Below are 16500 nucleotides of genomic sequence, written 5' to 3'. Positions count from 1 at the left end.
GCGCGGATCCGCCCCTTCTTCTGGCTGAAAATATCCCCGCCGGAGGCTCCCCAAAAGCCCGGCTGGACGTGACCTTTTCAAAGGAGCGCTTTAAATGGCCTTCAAACTTACCGATTACGAAGCCTATGACTTTGCCAACCGGCGCCACATCGGCCCGTCTCCGCAAGAGATGGCCGATATGCTGCAGGTGATCGGCTTCAAAACCCTGGACGAGCTGATCGACGCCACCGTGCCGCCCGCCATCCGCCAGAAAGAGGCGCTGGACTGGGGCCCGGCAATGACCGAGCGCGACGCCCTCTTCCACATGAAAGAAGTGGCCTCCAAGAACAAGGTTCTGACCACGCTGATCGGCCAGGGCTACTATGGCACCACCACCCCGGCGCCGATCCTGCGCAACATCCTGGAAAACCCGGCCTGGTACACCGCCTATACCCCGTATCAGCCGGAGATTTCCCAGGGCCGTCTTGAGGCGCTGTTGAACTTCCAGACCATGGTCAGCGACCTGACCGGCCTGGATATCGCCAACGCCTCGCTGCTGGACGAAGCCACCGCCGCTGCCGAAGCCATGTCGATGGCGCACCGCGGTTCGCGCTCCAAAGCAAACAACGCCGCCTTCTTTGTCGACAAGAACTGCCACCCGCAAACCGTTGCCGTGATCCAGACCCGTGCCGAGCCTTTGGGCATCGACGTGGTCGTGGCCGATCCCGACGATCTGGATCCGGGCGCAGTCTTTGGCGCCATCTTCCAGTATCCCGGCACTTACGGCCATGTGCGCGATTTCACATCCGAAATCGAAGCCATCCACGAGCACAAAGGCATCGCCGTTGTTGCCGCCGACATCCTGTCGCTGGCGCTGCTGAAATCGCCGGGTGAAATGGGTGCTGACATTGCCATCGGCTCGACTCAGCGCTTTGGTGTTCCGATGGGTTACGGCGGCCCGCACGCGGCTTATATGGCGACCACCGACAAGCTGAAGCGCGCCATGCCCGGCCGCATCATCGGCGTCTCGGTCGATGCCCGCGGCAACAAGGCCTACCGCCTGGCGCTGCAGACCCGCGAACAGCACATCCGCCGCGAAAAAGCCAACTCCAACGTCTGTACCGCACAGGCGCTGCTGGCGGTTATCGCCTCGATGTACGCGGTCTATCATGGCCCCGACGGCATCAAGGCGATTGCCCAGTCGGTGCACCGCAAGACCTCGCGCCTGGCTGCCGGTCTGGAAGAAAACGGTTTCAAGGTGGAACCGGAAGTCTTCTTCGACACCATTACTGTCGACGTCGGCCCGCTGCAGAAAACCGTCATGGAAGCAGCCGTTGCCCGCGGCGTGAACCTGCGCAAAGTCGGTGAAGACCGCATCGGCATCTCGCTGGACGAACAGACCCGCGCCGGGACCATCGAAGCCGTCTGGGCGGCCTTCGGCATCGACAAGAAAGACGATAGCGTCGCAAACCGCGCCTACCGTCTGCCCGACTATGCGCTGCGCGAAAGCGAGTATCTGACCCACCCGATCTTCCACAAGAACCGGGCCGAGGCAGAAATCACCCGCTACATGCGCCGTCTGGCCGACCGCGACCTGGCGCTGGACCGTGCGATGATCCCGCTGGGATCCTGCACTATGAAGCTGAACGCGACCATCGAAATGATCCCGGTCACCTGGCCGGAATTCGGCAACCTGCACCCCTTCTGCCCGGAAGATCAGGCGCAGGGCTATCATCAGATGATCGCCGATCTGAACGACAAGCTGTGCCAGATCACCGGCTATGACGCGATTTCCCAGCAGCCAAACTCCGGCGCGCAGGGCGAATACGCGGGCCTTCTGACCATCCGCAGCTACCACGCGTCGCGCGGCGAAGCGCACCGCAACATCTGCCTGATCCCAACCTCCGCACATGGCACCAACCCGGCGTCGGCACAGATGGTTGGCTACAAGGTGGTTCCGGTTGTTGCGGATGAAAAAGGCAACATCGATGTCGCCGACTTCCGCGCCAAGGCTGAAAAGCACTCGGACAATCTCGCGGCTTGCATGATCACATACCCTTCGACCCATGGTGTGTTTGAAGACACCGTGCAGGAAGTCTGTGAGATCACCCACGAGCATGGCGGTCAGGTCTATATCGACGGTGCCAACATGAACGCCATGGTGGGCCTCGCACAGCCGGGCAAGATCGGCGGCGACGTTTCGCACCTGAACCTGCACAAGACCTTCTGCATTCCGCACGGCGGCGGCGGCCCCGGCATGGGTCCGATCGGCGTCAAGGCGCACCTGACCGAGCATCTGCCGGGCCACCCGGAATACGGCACTGCCGTGGGTCCGGTTTCGGCAGCGCCGTTCGGTTCGCCTTCGATCCTGCCGGTATCCTGGGCCTACTGCCTGCTGATGGGCGGCGAAGGCCTGACCCAGGCGACCAAAGTGGCGATCCTGAACGCCAACTACATCGCTGCACGCCTCAAAGATGCCTACAAGATCCTCTACACCTCGGAAACGGGCCGTGTGGCGCATGAGTGCATCCTGGACACCCGTCCGCTGGCAGATGACGGCAACGTCACGGTGGACGATGTTGCCAAGCGTCTGGTCGACTCGGGCTTCCACGCCCCGACCATGTCCTGGCCGGTGGCGGGCACGCTGATGGTGGAACCGACCGAATCCGAGCCCAAGGACGAGCTGGACCGCTTCTGCGACGCCATGCTGTCAATCCGCTCGGAGGCGCAGGACATCATCGACGGCAAGATCGATCCCGAAAACAACCCGCTGAAGCACGCGCCGCACACGGTGCGCGACCTGGTGGGTGAATGGGACCGTCCCTATAGCCGCGAACAGGCCTGCTTCCCTCCCGGCAACCTCGGCGTCGACAAATACTGGCCGGCTGTGAACCGGGTCGACAACGCCTATGGCGACCGTCACCTGATCTGCACCTGCCCGCCGATGTCGGATTACGAAGAAAACGAAGCCTGATCCTTCAGGCCTCCCGCCCTGCCGGCCTGTCCGGCGGGGCACCCTGCCGCCGCGCTTCAGCGGCCGCAGTCCCCGCATGACCCGCTCAGAGGAGAGAATGATGTCCCGTCTCGAACCGCTGACCGTGCCAGCTTCCCAGCACTCCGCTGACAGCGCGGCACACGCCCGCTTCCACGACGTCGAAATCATCCTGCCGCAGTCGGAACCCCCTGCCGCGGCGCAGATGATTTGCGAAGTTTTCCGCGCCGCCAATGATCTGTTTCCCGACAGCGGCTACCGCACCGCCGTGCGCAACCTCAGCTCGCAAATGCGTGCCGTGCCCGCGGGCTGGAAACCGCAGACGGTCATTTTCCTCGGCGGTATCTCCAGCCGATGGCCGCTCAACTCAGGTGAAAAGGCCAGCCTGCAGCGGATCTGCCGCCAGGCCCAACGCTGCCTGTTTGCTGGCAGTGCCATCTTTCTGCTGGCCGAGTCCGGCTTGCAGGCGGCCTTCGAGACCGCTGTGCATTCGAATTTTGCCGCCGCCGCAGAGGAAGAGCAGCTGACCTGCGCCCCGGCAGGCACACTGACCACCGCTGCTGGCCGCATCAATACTGCCGTCAGCAGCTTTGCCGCCCTGCGCCTGCTGGCCGGATTCCTGCGCGCCGACCGCGGCCCGTTCATCGCCGATGCGGTCTGCGACTATCTCGGCCTGGCCTTTGGCCCGGCATCGGAGCAATCCAGAATATCGCTGCAACTGCGCCAGACCGCCGGCGGCGACGCGCTGATCGTCAAAATCCTCGACCTGATGCAGCAGAACCTCGAAGAGCCGCTTTTGATCCGCGATATAGCCCAGCAGGCCGGCGTTTCTCCGCGCAAGCTGGAGCGCCGTTTTCAGCAAAAAACCAGAACCAGCCCGCTGGCCGCCTATCGCAAGCTGCGGATCGAGAAGGCCCGCCAGCTGTTGCTGCACACCACCCTGCCGCTGACCGAGATTGTCGCCGCTACCGGTTTTGGCTCGCGCAGCAACCTCACCGAATGGTTCAAGCGCGAATACAAGACCAGCCCGCTGGCTTTCCGCAAAGAATACTACGCGGACAGCCACCCGGCAGGATCCGCCGCCTGAGAACAAACTGGCTGAGAACAAGCTGGATCCGTCATGAAAAAGGCGGCCCTAAGGCCGCCTTTTGTCTGTTTGGGACCGGTTCAGTTCCCTGATCCGCTGTCCTCGCCGTCGTTGGAGAGGGCTCCAGGGTCAAAGACATTGCCGAAACCGGAGCTGTTGCCCTGCGGTTCCTGCTCTGCCTCCGCGCCATCTTCTTCGTCCCCCGACAGGCTGCCGGGCGCAAAGACGCCGCCGAAGCCGGAGTTGTTGCCGGTGCCGGTGGACGGTGCGCTTTGCGGTGCAGCTTCGCCCTGCTCTTCCAGTTGCTGCTGCCGGCGCAGATCGCGTTGGCGGCGCAACTCCTGGATGCGCTCGTCTGCCTCCAGGCGCTTCTGTTCCTGAACGTCAGCGATACACTGCTGCGGATTGTAGACCGTGGCAGTCCCCACAACTGCCACCGTTGCGCAGGCGACAACCACCAGCGCCACCGCCGCGACATTGGAGCTGAGGAAGCCCGGCAGCCGCAGCTTGCCGCTTTCCAACTCCTCCACCGTTGCCTTTTTGCGGGCAGCTGCGACCAGTTCCTTGCGGCGGATGCCGGCCTCGTTCGCCAGCGCCGCAAACACTGTCAGCACCACGATGATAAAGGCCAGGGCCGAGATCGCCGGGGTGATGCCATAGCGCACCTTCTGCGCCAGCTCGATGGTCAGCGTCGGGTATTCACCGAAGGTGAAGGTGGTGGTGTTGTAGTTCTCGAACGATGCCAGGAATGCCAGCACCGCCGCCGAAGCGATGGCCGGCCGCATGAACGGCAGCAGCACCTTGCGGAAGGCCTGGGCATGGGTGGCACCCAGATCCAGTGCTGCCTCGGTCAGCGCAATGTCATAACGCTGCAGGCGGGCCACCAGCACCAGCATGCAGTAGCTGGCAATAAAGGTGGACTGGCCAATGATGGTCAGGAACAGACCGTTCGACAGCCAGCTGTCCGCCCCCAGCCCCAGCATCCGGTTGATCCGGTCCCAGAACACCAGGGTCGAGATACCAATGACCACGCCGGGGATCAGGATCGGCGCGATGATAATGGTGTAATAGGTCGCGCGCAGCTTGGGCCAGATCTGGGTGAGCATCAGCGCCCCCGCCAGACCCATCGCCACCGACAGCACAATCGTGCCCGCCCCCACCAGGATCGAGTTCCAGATCCCGTTCAAAATCCGCTCGTCCTGGAACAGGGCCGAGAACCATTCAAACGTCAGGCATTCCCAGGGGGTCATCCGCGGGAAGGACGGTGAGTTGAAGGCAGTCGCCGACATGATCACCAGCGGCCCCAGAAGATAGGCAAAGAAGATCGCCAGATAGACCCAAAGGCTTATGCGCATAAAGGAGAAATTCTTCATTTGCCGATATCCCCCATGTTCACCTTGAACAGGCGCATGATGGCCAGCACCAGCAGGATACAGGTGACCAGCAGAACCACCGCATACGCCGCGCCCTGCGGCCAGTCGGAGTTGTCATTGAACTGCTGATAGATCAGCTGCGTGAACCACAGGGACGATGGACCGCCCAGGATCTGCGGCGCCGCCAGCGCACCGGCGGACAGCATGAACACCATGGTGCAGCCCGAGGAAATGCCCGGCTTGGCATAAGGGATTACAACCCGCTGGTGGATCTTGGTCCAGCTTGCCCCCATGTCCCGCGCCGCCTCGATCTGGTTGCGGTCGAGGCTTTCGATCACGTTGTAGATCGGGAAGATCATCAAGAGGATATAGGCGTACCCAAGACCCGCATACAGCGCGATGTCATTGCGGATAAAGTCAAACGGGGTGTCGAAAATCCCCAGCCCCACCAGCATGTTATTAAGAACGCCTGTTTCGCCGAAGATGATGCGCAGCGCAAAGGCCCGCAGAATTTCGTTGATCCAGTAGGGAATGATCAGCATCAGCGCAAAGATGCGGATGTGATTGCCCTTGGTCTGGGCCAGGTAATAGGCGATTGGATAACACAGGATCAGGTTGAAGATGGTGACGCAGACCGCTGCCACCAGGGTGCGGAAGAACACATTGAGGTCGACGGCGTTGTAGCTCTGGCTGCCGCCTTCCGGCCCGAACACCAGGTATTTGTAGTTCTCGACCGTATAGACGTCCTTGGGGCCGCCGATCTCTGGCGGCGGAAGGTTGGGACGGAAGGAAAAGTCGAGCATCGACAGCTGCGGCAGGATGATCAAGCCGATGGTCCAGAACAGGACCAGACCCAGCATCAGACTGCCCATGCCGACACCGTTGCGTTTGAAGAACTCCCTCAGGAAGCTTGGCATGACATGGGCCTCCTCATTCCGCGGCCAGCTCACCGGCAGGAACACAGACGGCGTTTTTCGTCTCGTATTCCAGGGTGATATTCTGGCCGGTGTGGTCATCAAAGGACTGGCCCAGGTTGGGGATTGATACCTTCAGCTCTTTGCCGCCGTCGCCTTCCATAAAGATATTGAAGCTATTGCCCTCGAACTCCTCGTGGTTGACGCGTGCGGTCACGAAATGGTCGCCCGCGGCGCCCTGGGGCGCCAGCGCAAAGGCCTCGGGGCGGATGAACATCATCGCCTCGTCGCCTTCTTTCATGCGACCCTGGTTGGCGGTGGAAATCCGCGCCACCAGATCGCCTGACCGGTTGGTGGCGATCAGAGCCTCGTCGCCCATCACCCGCTTCACCTTGCCGCGGAAAACATTGTTTTCGCCCACAAAAGACGCGGCAAAGGCGGTGGCGGGGTCGTTGTAGATGGTCTTGCCGTCACCGATCTGGTCGATCACCCCCGCCTTCATCACCGCGATGTTGTCGGACATGGTCAGCGCCTCGCCCTGGTCGTGGGTGATGTAGATAAAGGTGATGCCGACCCGTTGCTGGATTTCGCGCAGCTCTGTGCGCATGTGCTGGCGCAGCTTGAGGTCGAGCGCCGACAGCGGTTCATCAAGCAGCAGCACATCCGGTTCGGCGCACAAGGCGCGCGCGATCGCCACCCGCTGACGCTGGCCGCCAGACAGTTCGGAGGGCAGCTTGTCGCCCTGCCCCGGCAGCGCGATCATGTCCAACAGCTCATCCGCGCGTTTGCGCCGTTCCCTGGCCGAGGCGCCCTTGATCTCCATTGAGAAGGTGATGTTTTCCCAGACCTTCATCAGCGGAAACAGCGCCAGGTTCTGGAAGATCAGCGCGGTCGGGCGCTTGTTCGGCCCGATCCCCTTCATGTTGTTACCGCCAATCAGCACCCGGCCGTCGCTGGGCTCAAGAAAGCCTGAGACCGCCCGCAGGATGGTGGTTTTACCGCAGCCCGAGGGCCCCAGGAAGGAGAAGAAATCCCCTCCATTGATGTTCACATTGGCATCGCGCACGGCGACAAAGTCACCGAAGCGGATCCAAAGATTCTCGAGATCAACGCCGACCCCAGCACTCATTTGGCTTCTCCCCAGGGTGCAGATCCCCATTCCGGTGGCGCTCCACCGGCCCCGCAAGACCTGCTTCCCTTGTATTGTTGTTGAAGGCGCCGCTCCGGCTGGCTGCCTGCGGCACGGAACCGGCCCCCGGGATAGATCTCCCGGAGGCCCGCATGATCAGGCGCTTCGCTTAGGCGCTTTTGAACTTGTTGACGAACTCGGTCCGCACGTCCGCATACCACGGCGCCTCGGCCGGCCACGGGTTCAGATTGGCCAGCGAGTTGCCCGGATAGGCTTCGGCGAAGTTCTTCTTGTAGACATCGCCCGAATGGCTGTCAGCGCCCAGAACCGGCGAGTTATAGCCATGGCTGTCGATTGCCTTGCCTGCCGGTTCCTGCTCGTAAGCATAGGAGATGAAGGCATAAACCTGCTCTTCGTTCTTGGCGCCAACCGGCATCGAGATGCCGTCGACCCAAGCCATCGCGCCTTCGACCGGTGCCTGATAGTGAACCGGTTCGCCAGCAGACTTGAGCGCCAGCGGCGGGCCGTCCCAGGTCTGGCCAACCACAACACCCTCGTTCAACAGGCCGTTTTTCTGGGTGTCCGCATCGTTCCAGATCAGCTTGATCCGGTTCTTGCGCGCCACGCACCAGTCGGTGACCTGGCCCCAGACCTTGCGCATGGTTTCCTCGTCGTCGTAAGCCGCCCAGATCGAGCCCGGCTCCATCTCGCCCGAGGCTTCCATGTAGAGACCCGCGCCCAGCATCATCGAATGCGCCCGGCCCATGGTCTTGCCGGCATTTTCTTCCGACCAGACATCGCCATAAGACGGGGCGTCGCCCGCCGGCAGCCATTTGTCGGTGCGGTAGGCAATGCCTTCGGTGCCCCAGATATGCGGCAGCCAATGCACGCCCGAACCGCCAAAGTTCCAGGCGTCGGTGCCGATCTTGGCCATCGCCGGGTTCACCGCGTCGACATTGACCTTATTCATGTCGAACGGCTTCAGCAGCTCCAGCGGCCCCCACTGCAGCGAGCGGTTGTTGGTCGGCGAAACGATGTCAAAGCCTTGGCCTTTGGTGGCCTTCATCTTGTTGATGATTTCTTCGTTGGAACCGATACCGGTGTAGTTCACCTTGATCCCGGTCTTGGCTTCGAAGCCCGCGATGAATTCGGGCGGCAGATAGTCCGACCACATCAGGATGTTCACTTCGCCCGATGACGCCAGTGCGCTTTTTGAGTAAAGCGGCGCCGCCAGTGCCGCTGCACCTGCGCTTTTCAGTACCGTGCGGCGGCTGATTGAAGTCTTTGCTGTCATATCCAGTTATCTCCCTTTGGACTGTTGTTTGTTGTTCTTATTGTTTCAACCGTGAAACCTTGCGGAGTCAGACGCCCCGCCTACAGTGACAGTTTTCAAAACTGATAAGGCCAGAGCTTTCGCAATCCGGTTTTGCATAACGCCAGTTTCGGTGCAGTTAAATATCCTCCACGACAATGCATCGGCTAAAAAAACCATCGCTGTGGCTGCAGTGTGCGCCCGTCGGCGCGAGGCGTCAATGTTCATAAACCCTTTACAAGGCAGCGGCATTTACCGCGCGGGCGCGCTCAGCAGCTGCGCAGGGAGCGGATTGCATGTGCAGCAGCCCAAGCGCAATCGGCCAGGCCCTGGACTTCAGCATTTTGCCACCAATTGGCGGAAATCCAATAAACGCCTCATGACGCAGCCGCAGATTTGTGGGAGAGGTATCCGATGCCTAGCCACTCCGCCCGCAAAGATCTGAGCCTGAAAGGGCTTGAACTGTTTCAGATCACTGCCCGCAAAGGGTCTCTGCAGGAAGTGTCCGAGGAGACCGGCCTGTCGGTCAGCACCATCTCGCACCATCTGCGCAATCTCGAGGATCATTTGGGGGTGGAGTTGTTCAACCACAGCCGCCGCCCCATGGTTCTGACACCCAAGGGCCAGGTTTTCCTGCGCAGCATCGGCGATGCGCTGCACACGATCCGCAAGGCCAAGGCCGAGGCTTCGGCCGGAAACATTTCCGAGGCCAGCTATCTTCGGCTTGGCACGATTGAGGATTTTGACAGCGACATAATCCCTGAACTGGCCGTATTCCTGTCCGCCAGCATGCCGCGCTGCGATTTCATGTATCAGACCGATTCCAGCCATGCGGTACTGGCCATGCTGCGTGACCGGCAGCTGGATCTGGGCATCACCACCACCCCGCCAGAACGTTTGCGCGATCTGCAGGACAGGCCGCTGCTGCGCGATCCCTTTGTTGCGGTGCTGCCTAAATCAGGCGAACCCATGCTGCAGGAGGTTATCGAAGGCCGCAGCACGCTGCCCTTCCTGCGCTTTGCCAGCAACCAGATCATATCCCGCCAGATCGAAACCCAGTTGCGGCGCATGGGCCTGTCGCTGCCGCACAGGTTCGAATGCGCCAGCAATCAGACACTGATGGCCATGGTCGCAGCGGGTGCCGGCTGGACGATCACCACGCCGCTGCTGTTTTCCCGCGCCAAACTGTTCCAGCCCAAGCTGCAAATGGTCGCGTTTCCGGGCAAAAGCTTCTCGCGCACCCTGGCCATCGTTTCGACGCCGGATTGTTCGCGCTCGATTCTTGATCTGGTCGACAACCGGATGCGCACGCTGATTGCCGACCACGCGATAAAACCGTTCCAGCAAAGCGCGCCCTGGCTTGCGGACAGCTTCACCCTGATCTCTTGACCGCCCGGCCTCTTAGTAGATCTTGAAGCGCGCCCGTATTTCCCGGTCCTGCTCTGCAGTCAGATACGCGGGCTGATGGGTCTGCAGTATTTCCTGTGCCCGCACCCGCGCCTGTGCCCAGGCGTCCAGTCCGCCCTTTTCCGCCCAGGTGCGCGGCTCGTCCCGGTCCGCTATCGCCGGGTAGAAGTAATCCCGCTCCATTGCCGCGAGCGTATGCTGACCGCCCAGGAAATGCCCCTCGCCCAGCACCGCCGCGCAGATCGCCTCGAACCCGATGTTTTCTTCACTCACCTCAATCCCGCGCAGGGCGCGGTAGGTGTGGGAATGCATCTCGTCATCCAGCACGAAGCCTTCAAAACTTGCCCCCAGAAGAGACGCTGTCATGCCCGAGCTTTCATAGATCAGGTTGCCCCCCGCCAGCGCTGCCGCCAGCGACGTCAGCCCTTTTTCAGCCCCGTATTGCGCGTCAATCGCCTTGGCATCGGTCATTGAGCATGCCACCCCTGAGGGCAGCCCCAGCCAGTTCGACAGTTGCGCCGAGGCTGCATTCAGAACCGCCGTCTCGCCGCTGCCGCCGGAAAACGCCCCGGTGCGCAAATCAATTACCAAAGGCCAGTTGGAGAACACCATCGGGAAACCCGGCTGGATCGCGTGGACCATCACCAGGCTGGCCAGGGTTTCGGCCAGCGACTGCGCCAGAAACCCTGCCAGCGTCGCGGGCGCCGTTGCCCCTGCCTGGGCCGCGGTGATACAGGACATCGGAATGTTGTGTTTGATGCATTCATAGACAACGTCCACCGCATCCTCGCCATAACGCATAGGAGAGATGACCGGGCTGATATGCGCCTTGACGAAGGGGCGCTTGGAGAACTCCCCCGGACCGCCTGCAGCGATATCCAGCATCTCCACAATCGGCGCCACATGCTCTGCCAGCGTAAACGACGTCGCCACCGGTTTGGTGGTGTTCTTCAGCAGCGCATAGACCGTGTTCACGTCCAGATCGTAGGTGTCCGGCACATCTGTCGCCACACAGCAGCGGGTGAACCAGCTGACATTGGCCAGAGTATCCTGCAGCCGGGTGAAATCATGCAGGTCAGTCAGCGTCGAAGGCCGGTACACCCCGCTTTCCATATCCAGTGTCTGCACTGCCGCGCCGCCGGTGCCGAAATGCACTGCATTGCCGCCCACCGTGATTGAGCGGCGGTCATCGCGTCCGTGCAGAACAAACGTCTTGGCAGCCTGGTCAATCGCCTGTTCCACCAGTTGCGGCGGGAACAATACCCGGCCGGCACCGTTGTCCTGCGCCCCTGCCGCCAGCAGATCGGCGTACAGCCGGGGCGGAACTTCCCCCATGCCAAGCTTGGCCAGCAATTCCAGTGATGTGGAGTAAACCCGCTCCAGTTCCTCAGGGATCAGCGGCTTATAGGCCCCGCCGATCTGGCCCGGCGGACAGGGATCCACGGCAGGCTTTGCCGCCCTCTGCGCCAAACGCTCCCGGCGTCCGCCCCGTTTGGCTCGCTGCTCTGCCATTATTGTGACCTCCTGAGGTAAATCTTGCCCCAATGTTCCCGCCGCAGCCGCCGGCAAGCAATCACAGGAGCAAAACTAGCAGTTTACTCAATAAAGTTTTCGAATTTTTGATAATTACACTCCCCTGCATTGCAGCCTGCGCTGACCGGGCGCTTAGTCATGCAAAATCCATCGGGAGGTCCCTTTCATGAAATCGCGCACCAAGGTTGTGGTGATCGGCGGCGGCATCGCAGGCTGCTCCACCCTCTACCACCTCACTCAGGAAGGCTGGAGCGACGTCGTTCTTGTCGAACGCAACGAACTGACCAGCGGCACCACCTGGCATTCAGCGGCACAGGTCACGAATTTCGGCATGAACCAGACCATGGTCGGCCTCAAGACCCACTCGATCAACCTGTACAAGGAACTGGCGGAAGACCCGGATTACCCGATCAACTACCACCACGGCGACGGCGGTATCCGCCTGGCCAATACCGAAGCGCAAATGCAGGGCTACCGCCACTTTACTTCCATGGCGCGCGGCATGGAGGTGGGGTTCGAGGTGATCGACGCTGAGGAATGCGCCCGCCGCCACCCGCTGATCTCCACCGATAACCTGATCGGCGGCCTGTGGGACCCGCTGGACGGCGACATCGACCCGGCCCAGCTGTGCCAGGCGCTGGCGCGGCGTGCCCGCAAGTCCGGTGCCGAGGTCTACCGCAACACGCCGGTGACCGCCCTGACACAGCATAAGGACGACACCTGGACCGTGCATACCGAACACGGCGACATAGACTGCGATATCGTGGTGAACGCCTGCGGCTACCGGGTGAACGAGGTTGGCGCCATGATGGGTGTGCACCACCCCGTCGCCTCGATGGAGCACCAGTATTTCCTGACCGAAGAGATCCCCGCGATCAAAGACACGGGACACCGGATGCCGCTGTTGCGGTGCCCGATCAGCGACTATTACTGCCGCCAGGAAAAAAACGGCCTGCTGGTGGGTTTCTACGAACAGGACTGCAAGACCTGGGGTATGGACGGGATCGACCCGAATTTCGTGAACGCCCTGTGCCCCGATGATCTGGACCGGGTCACCGACGTGCTGGAAGGCGCTTTTGCCCGGATGCCAGCCTTGATGGAAACCGGCATTCACACCGTGGTCAACGGCCCGATCACCTATACCATCGACGGGGCGCCCCTTGTCGGCCCTATCCCTGGCAAGCGCAACGCCTTTTGCATCATTGGCCTGCGGGCCGGTCTGGGTGAAGGCGGCGGCCACGGCTGGCTCTTGGCGCAGCAGATCGTGCATGGCGAGGCGCAATACGACACCTGGTGCCTTGATCCGCGCCGCTTCACCGGCCACACCAATGCAGAGCTGACCGCGCTGAAGGCGATCGAGGATTACCAGAACGAATTCCGCTTCCACTTCCCGCATGAGCACCGCCCGGCGGGCCGCCCGGCCAAGACCACGCCGCTGACGCCAGTGCTGGCCGCCGAAGGCGCCGAGTTCACCGTGGTGAACGGTTGGGAGCGGGTCGACTACATCAAACCCGCGCCGGACTTCCACCCATCGCTGTCCTTCAACTTCGACGAAGCCTTCGAGGTGATCGCGGCGGAAGTAAGGAACGTTCAGGACAACGCCGGCCTGGCCGAGGTCAACGGCTTCAACCGGTTTGAGATCACCGGCGCGGACCGGCACAGCTTTCTCGACCGGATGTTCTGCGGCACCGTCACCAAACGCGCGGGCCGGGTCGGTCTCGGCTACCTGCTGAACCACCATGGCATGATCAAGGGCGAGGCCACAGTGGCCAATCTCCCCGCCTCGGACCGCGGGCCGGAGCGGGTCTGGTACGGCTCCGCCGCCGCCAGCGAACTCCACGACATGGACTGGCTCTCCCGGCACATCCAAAAAGACGAGGACGTGCAAATCCGCTCTCTCACCAACGACCAGACCATCCTGGTCCTGGCCGGCCCCCGGGCACGGGGCGTGCTCTCAACCTGCGCCCGGGGCGACTGGTCGGCTGAGGCCTTCCCCTGGCTGTCGGTGCGCGAATGTTTCATCGGCTTTGCGTCCGCCACAGTGATGGGCGTCAGCTTCTCCGGCGAGCTGGCCTATGAAATCCACGTCCCCAACGCCTCGCTTTACGCAGCCTACCTGGCCCTGCGCAAGGCGGGCGAGGCACACGGGCTGAAACTCTTCGGCGCCCGCGCGGTAGAGTCGATGCGGATGGAAAAAGGTTTCCTGCACTGGAAGGCAGACTTGATCACCGAATTCGACCCGTTTGAGACCGGGCTGGACCGGTTCGTGAAGCTGGAAAAGGGTGATTTCATCGGCAAGGAGGCCCTGCAAAAACGCCAAACCGAAGGCGCACGCAAAAAACTGGTCACACTGCGTATTGATGCCAGCCACGCCCCGGCCCATGGCGGCGCCTCGCTGATGCAAGACGGCAAGGTCGTGGGCACGGTAACATCCGGCGATTGGGGCCACCGGGTAGGGATGAACCTGGCTTATGCTTTTGTGGACCCGGCACTGGCAACCGAAGGCAGCACCATGCAGCTCGACCTCTGCGGCGATCTGGTGGCAGCCACGGTTATCGCCCCCTCCCCTTATGATCCGGGCTTCGACCGTATCCGGGGCTAGACCTCTCTCCAGACAGCAAAACGCCCGGAGAATTCTCCGGGCGTTTTCTATTGCAAAGCGGACACTTGCGTCAGCTGCGGCCCTTCCATGGCACCAGCCAGTTCTCCGCCTGACGCATCAGAATGTCGATGCCATATCCGATGATGCCAATCAGCACGATCCCCATGATCACGATATCCGTCAGCTGGAACTTTGAGGCGGCAATGATCATCATGCCTGCGCCTTTCTGTGCAGCAACCAGTTCCGCGGCCACAACGGTGCCCCAGCAAACGCCCATTGCCACCCGCGCGCCGGTAAAGATCTCCGGCAGCGAATTCGGCACGATCACATGGCGCATGATCTGCCACTTGGACGCGCCCAGAGAATAGGCCGCGTGGATTTTCGAGATGTTCACCCCCGAAACCCCGGCCCGCGCCGCAATCGTCATGATCCAGAGTGCGGCCAGGAACAGCAGCACGATCTTGCCGGTTTCCCAGATGCCGAACCAGATGATCACCAGCGGGATCAGCGCCAAGGGCGGCACCGGGCGCATGAATTCGACGATCGGGTCGAACCAGCCGCGGAACCAGCCTGACAGCCCCATGGCATAACCCAGCGGAATGCCGACGATCGCCCCGGTCACAAAACCCACGATCACCCGTGTCAGCGACCAGCCCAAATGCTGCCACAACGAAAAGTTCTGATAACCTTCCGAGGCAATCTCAAAGAACCGCGCCACCACCGTTTCCGGTGCCGGCAGCCAGATCGGGTTCATCTGCAACCCGCTATGCGGAGCAAAACTGATTGCTCCTTTTCCGGTCAGCGTCACCGTACCATCGCCTGCGTCCACTTGTTTTCCGGGGCCGATGGGTTCGCCGTTGATTGCGACGATCTTTGCGCCTTCCTTGCGCTTGACCTCGTCATTGCGGTCAAAAATCAGAGTGGTGGAGCGCCCGGCCTGTGCCGCCAGCGCATCGTTCTTGGCAAAGCCGTCACCGGGCTCCACCTCAAACTTGGGGCTTTCTTCGCCAAACCCGGCCACCCTGACCGTGATGTCTGCGTCATCAGTTGCCCCGTCAGCATTCTCCAAAGTATAGGTGAATGTGGTTTCGCCGGTGAAGGGCCCTGGCACATGAATGGGAAGCAGCTTGGAGCCGGTAAAGGCCGCCCAGATCACAAAAATCACAAGGACCGAGATGATCGAGGCAGCCCGGTCCGGCGTCACGGCGCTTTCATCGCCAAACGTTACGGTTTTCAAGCTGGTAAAGTCCTGCTGCGACTGCATCCCCTTGCGGATCAGCTGAACCAGAAAGAAAGCACCGGCGAACAGTGCGATATAGAAAACAAGTACGGTCATGCAACTTGCTCCGTCCGGCCCATGATCTCCTCTTCCATTTCCCAGATCATCGAGAGGATCTCATCGCGGGTCTCGGCAAATCCTTCGGATTTTTTGACGTCGCGCAGATCGGCATTCACCCCGCGTTCCGCGAAGGGCAGGTTGTATTCGCGGTGAATACGGCCGGGACGCGGCGCCATCACGATCAGCCGCTCGCCCAGCAGCAGTGCCTCCTCCACCGAGTGGGTGATCAGGATGATGGTCTTGCCGGTCTCCTTCCACAGCTTCAGCACCAGGCCTTGCATCTTCTCCCGCGTCAGCGCGTCCAGCGCGCCAAGCGGTTCGTCCATCAGGATCACATCCGGCTCATTGGCCAGGCAGCGGGCCAAGGCAACACGCTGCTGCATCCCGCCCGACAGCTCGTAAACCGCCTTTTCCTTGAAATCCTGCAGGCCGACGATATCCAGCAGCCGGTCCGAGATCTTCTCCCGTTCCGCCCGCGCCATGCCTTTCATGCGCGGCCCGAATTCCACGTTGTCGCGCACGTTCATCCATTCAAACAGCGCGCCTTTCTGGAACACCATGCCGCGTTCGGCATCCGGCCCGGTGACACCATGGCCGTTCAATTCTATCGCCCCTTCCGTCGGGGCCAGAAACCCGGCCAGAATGTTCAAGAGCGTGGTCTTGCCGCAACCCGAAGGCCCCAGCACCGACATCAGCTCTCCCGCTTTTAAACTCAATGAGACGTCTTTCAGCGCCTGTACCGAACTGCCATTGGGCAGATCAAAACGCATAGAGACACCCTTGATGTCCAATCCTGACATCTCTCCCCCTTCCTGCTTCAGCCGCGGATGCAA

Annotated in this window: 11 protein-coding genes; 4 read left to right on the top strand and 7 right to left on the bottom strand. The window is 61.4% G+C overall.

Going from position 1 to position 16500, the window contains the following annotated elements; translation table 11 throughout:
* Positions 1–94: 94 nt before the first annotated feature.
* Together gcvP and A2I95_RS18980 are read left to right on the top strand one after the other, a co-directional pair.
* On the top strand, positions 95–2953 hold the full coding sequence (gcvP, locus tag A2I95_RS18985; protein WP_291732126.1) for an aminomethyl-transferring glycine dehydrogenase: 2859 nt from the start codon (positions 95–97) through the stop codon (positions 2951–2953).
* A 97-nt stretch (positions 2954–3050) separates the two neighbouring features.
* Complete coding sequence (locus tag A2I95_RS18980) at positions 3051–4058, top strand: helix-turn-helix domain-containing protein (protein ID WP_291732123.1); 1008 nt, start codon at positions 3051–3053, stop codon at positions 4056–4058.
* Positions 4059–4138: 80 nt separating this feature from the next.
* Here the strand turns inward: A2I95_RS18980 and A2I95_RS18975 are convergent, their stop codons facing one another.
* The 4 genes from A2I95_RS18975 to A2I95_RS18960 all read right to left on the bottom strand — a co-directional run bounded on the left by A2I95_RS18975 (position 4139) and on the right by A2I95_RS18960 (position 8768).
* Positions 4139–5431: an ABC transporter permease gene (locus A2I95_RS18975; RefSeq protein ID WP_291732120.1), complete on the bottom strand. Its 1293-nt coding sequence runs from the start codon at positions 5429–5431 to the stop codon at positions 4139–4141.
* The gene (locus tag A2I95_RS18970; protein ID WP_291732118.1) at positions 5428–6348 is read right to left on the bottom strand and encodes an ABC transporter permease; all 921 of its coding nucleotides are present in this window, start codon (positions 6346–6348) and stop codon (positions 5428–5430) included. The genes A2I95_RS18975 and A2I95_RS18970 overlap by 4 nt, the downstream gene beginning before the upstream one ends.
* Positions 6349–6361: 13 nt before the next feature.
* The gene (locus A2I95_RS18965; protein ID WP_291732115.1) at positions 6362–7474 is read right to left on the bottom strand and encodes an ABC transporter ATP-binding protein; all 1113 of its coding nucleotides are present in this window, start codon (positions 7472–7474) and stop codon (positions 6362–6364) included.
* Positions 7475–7643: 169 nt separating this feature from the next.
* Positions 7644–8768 (bottom strand): extracellular solute-binding protein, encoded by a 1125-nt coding sequence (locus A2I95_RS18960; protein WP_291732113.1) that lies wholly within the window; start codon positions 8766–8768, stop codon positions 7644–7646.
* A 432-nt stretch (positions 8769–9200) separates the two neighbouring features.
* Between A2I95_RS18960 and A2I95_RS18955 the strand changes: the two genes are divergently transcribed.
* Positions 9201–10175: a LysR family transcriptional regulator gene (locus A2I95_RS18955; protein ID WP_291732111.1), complete on the top strand. Its 975-nt coding sequence runs from the start codon at positions 9201–9203 to the stop codon at positions 10173–10175.
* Positions 10176–10187: 12 nt separating this feature from the next.
* On the opposite strand, the gene A2I95_RS18950 is transcribed toward A2I95_RS18955, so the two are convergent.
* Positions 10188–11705 carry a trimethylamine methyltransferase family protein gene (locus A2I95_RS18950; protein WP_291732109.1) on the bottom strand — a complete coding sequence of 506 codons (1518 nt, stop codon included), beginning with the start codon at positions 11703–11705 and terminating at the stop codon, positions 10188–10190.
* A gap of 187 nt (positions 11706–11892) precedes the next feature.
* On the opposite strand from A2I95_RS18950, the gene A2I95_RS18945 reads away from it, so the two are divergent.
* A complete protein-coding gene (locus A2I95_RS18945) occupies positions 11893–14328 on the top strand; it encodes an FAD-dependent oxidoreductase (RefSeq protein WP_291732107.1) in 2436 nt (811 codons plus the stop codon).
* Between the two features lie 70 nt (positions 14329–14398).
* Here the strand turns inward: A2I95_RS18945 and A2I95_RS18940 are convergent, their stop codons facing one another.
* Together A2I95_RS18940 and A2I95_RS18935 are read right to left on the bottom strand one after the other, a co-directional pair.
* A complete protein-coding gene (locus A2I95_RS18940; protein ID WP_291732106.1) occupies positions 14399–15664 on the bottom strand; it encodes an ABC transporter permease in 1266 nt (421 codons plus the stop codon).
* Positions 15661–16467: a taurine ABC transporter ATP-binding protein gene (locus tag A2I95_RS18935; RefSeq protein WP_291732105.1), complete on the bottom strand. Its 807-nt coding sequence runs from the start codon at positions 16465–16467 to the stop codon at positions 15661–15663. The genes A2I95_RS18940 and A2I95_RS18935 overlap by 4 nt, the downstream gene beginning before the upstream one ends.
* Positions 16468–16500: the final 33 nt, after the last annotated feature.

The organism is Leisingera sp. F5, assembly GCF_001593695.1.
The sequence above is the reverse complement of the archived record's forward strand: the minus strand, read 5'-3'. Positions and strand labels throughout refer to the sequence as shown.

What these genes read in the sequence shown, in the direction of transcription:
- gcvP (WP_291732126.1), top strand. Translation starts at nt 95, where the DNA reads ATGGCCTTCAAACTTACCGATTACGAAGCCTATGACTTTGCCAACCGG.
- A2I95_RS18980 (WP_291732123.1), top strand. Translation starts at nt 3,051, where the DNA reads ATGATGTCCCGTCTCGAACCGCTGACCGTGCCAGCTTCCCAGCACTCC.
- A2I95_RS18975 (WP_291732120.1), bottom strand. Translation starts at nt 5,431, where the DNA reads ATGAAGAATTTCTCCTTTATGCGCATAAGCCTTTGGGTCTATCTGGCG.
- A2I95_RS18970 (WP_291732118.1), bottom strand. Translation starts at nt 6,348, where the DNA reads ATGCCAAGCTTCCTGAGGGAGTTCTTCAAACGCAACGGTGTCGGCATG.
- A2I95_RS18965 (WP_291732115.1), bottom strand. Translation starts at nt 7,474, where the DNA reads ATGAGTGCTGGGGTCGGCGTTGATCTCGAGAATCTTTGGATCCGCTTC.
- A2I95_RS18960 (WP_291732113.1), bottom strand. Translation starts at nt 8,768, where the DNA reads ATGACAGCAAAGACTTCAATCAGCCGCCGCACGGTACTGAAAAGCGCA.
- A2I95_RS18955 (WP_291732111.1), top strand. Translation starts at nt 9,201, where the DNA reads ATGCCTAGCCACTCCGCCCGCAAAGATCTGAGCCTGAAAGGGCTTGAA.
- A2I95_RS18950 (WP_291732109.1), bottom strand. Translation starts at nt 11,705, where the DNA reads ATGGCAGAGCAGCGAGCCAAACGGGGCGGACGCCGGGAGCGTTTGGCG.
- A2I95_RS18945 (WP_291732107.1), top strand. Translation starts at nt 11,893, where the DNA reads ATGAAATCGCGCACCAAGGTTGTGGTGATCGGCGGCGGCATCGCAGGC.
- A2I95_RS18940 (WP_291732106.1), bottom strand. Translation starts at nt 15,664, where the DNA reads ATGACCGTACTTGTTTTCTATATCGCACTGTTCGCCGGTGCTTTCTTT.
- A2I95_RS18935 (WP_291732105.1), bottom strand. Translation starts at nt 16,467, where the DNA reads ATGTCAGGATTGGACATCAAGGGTGTCTCTATGCGTTTTGATCTGCCC.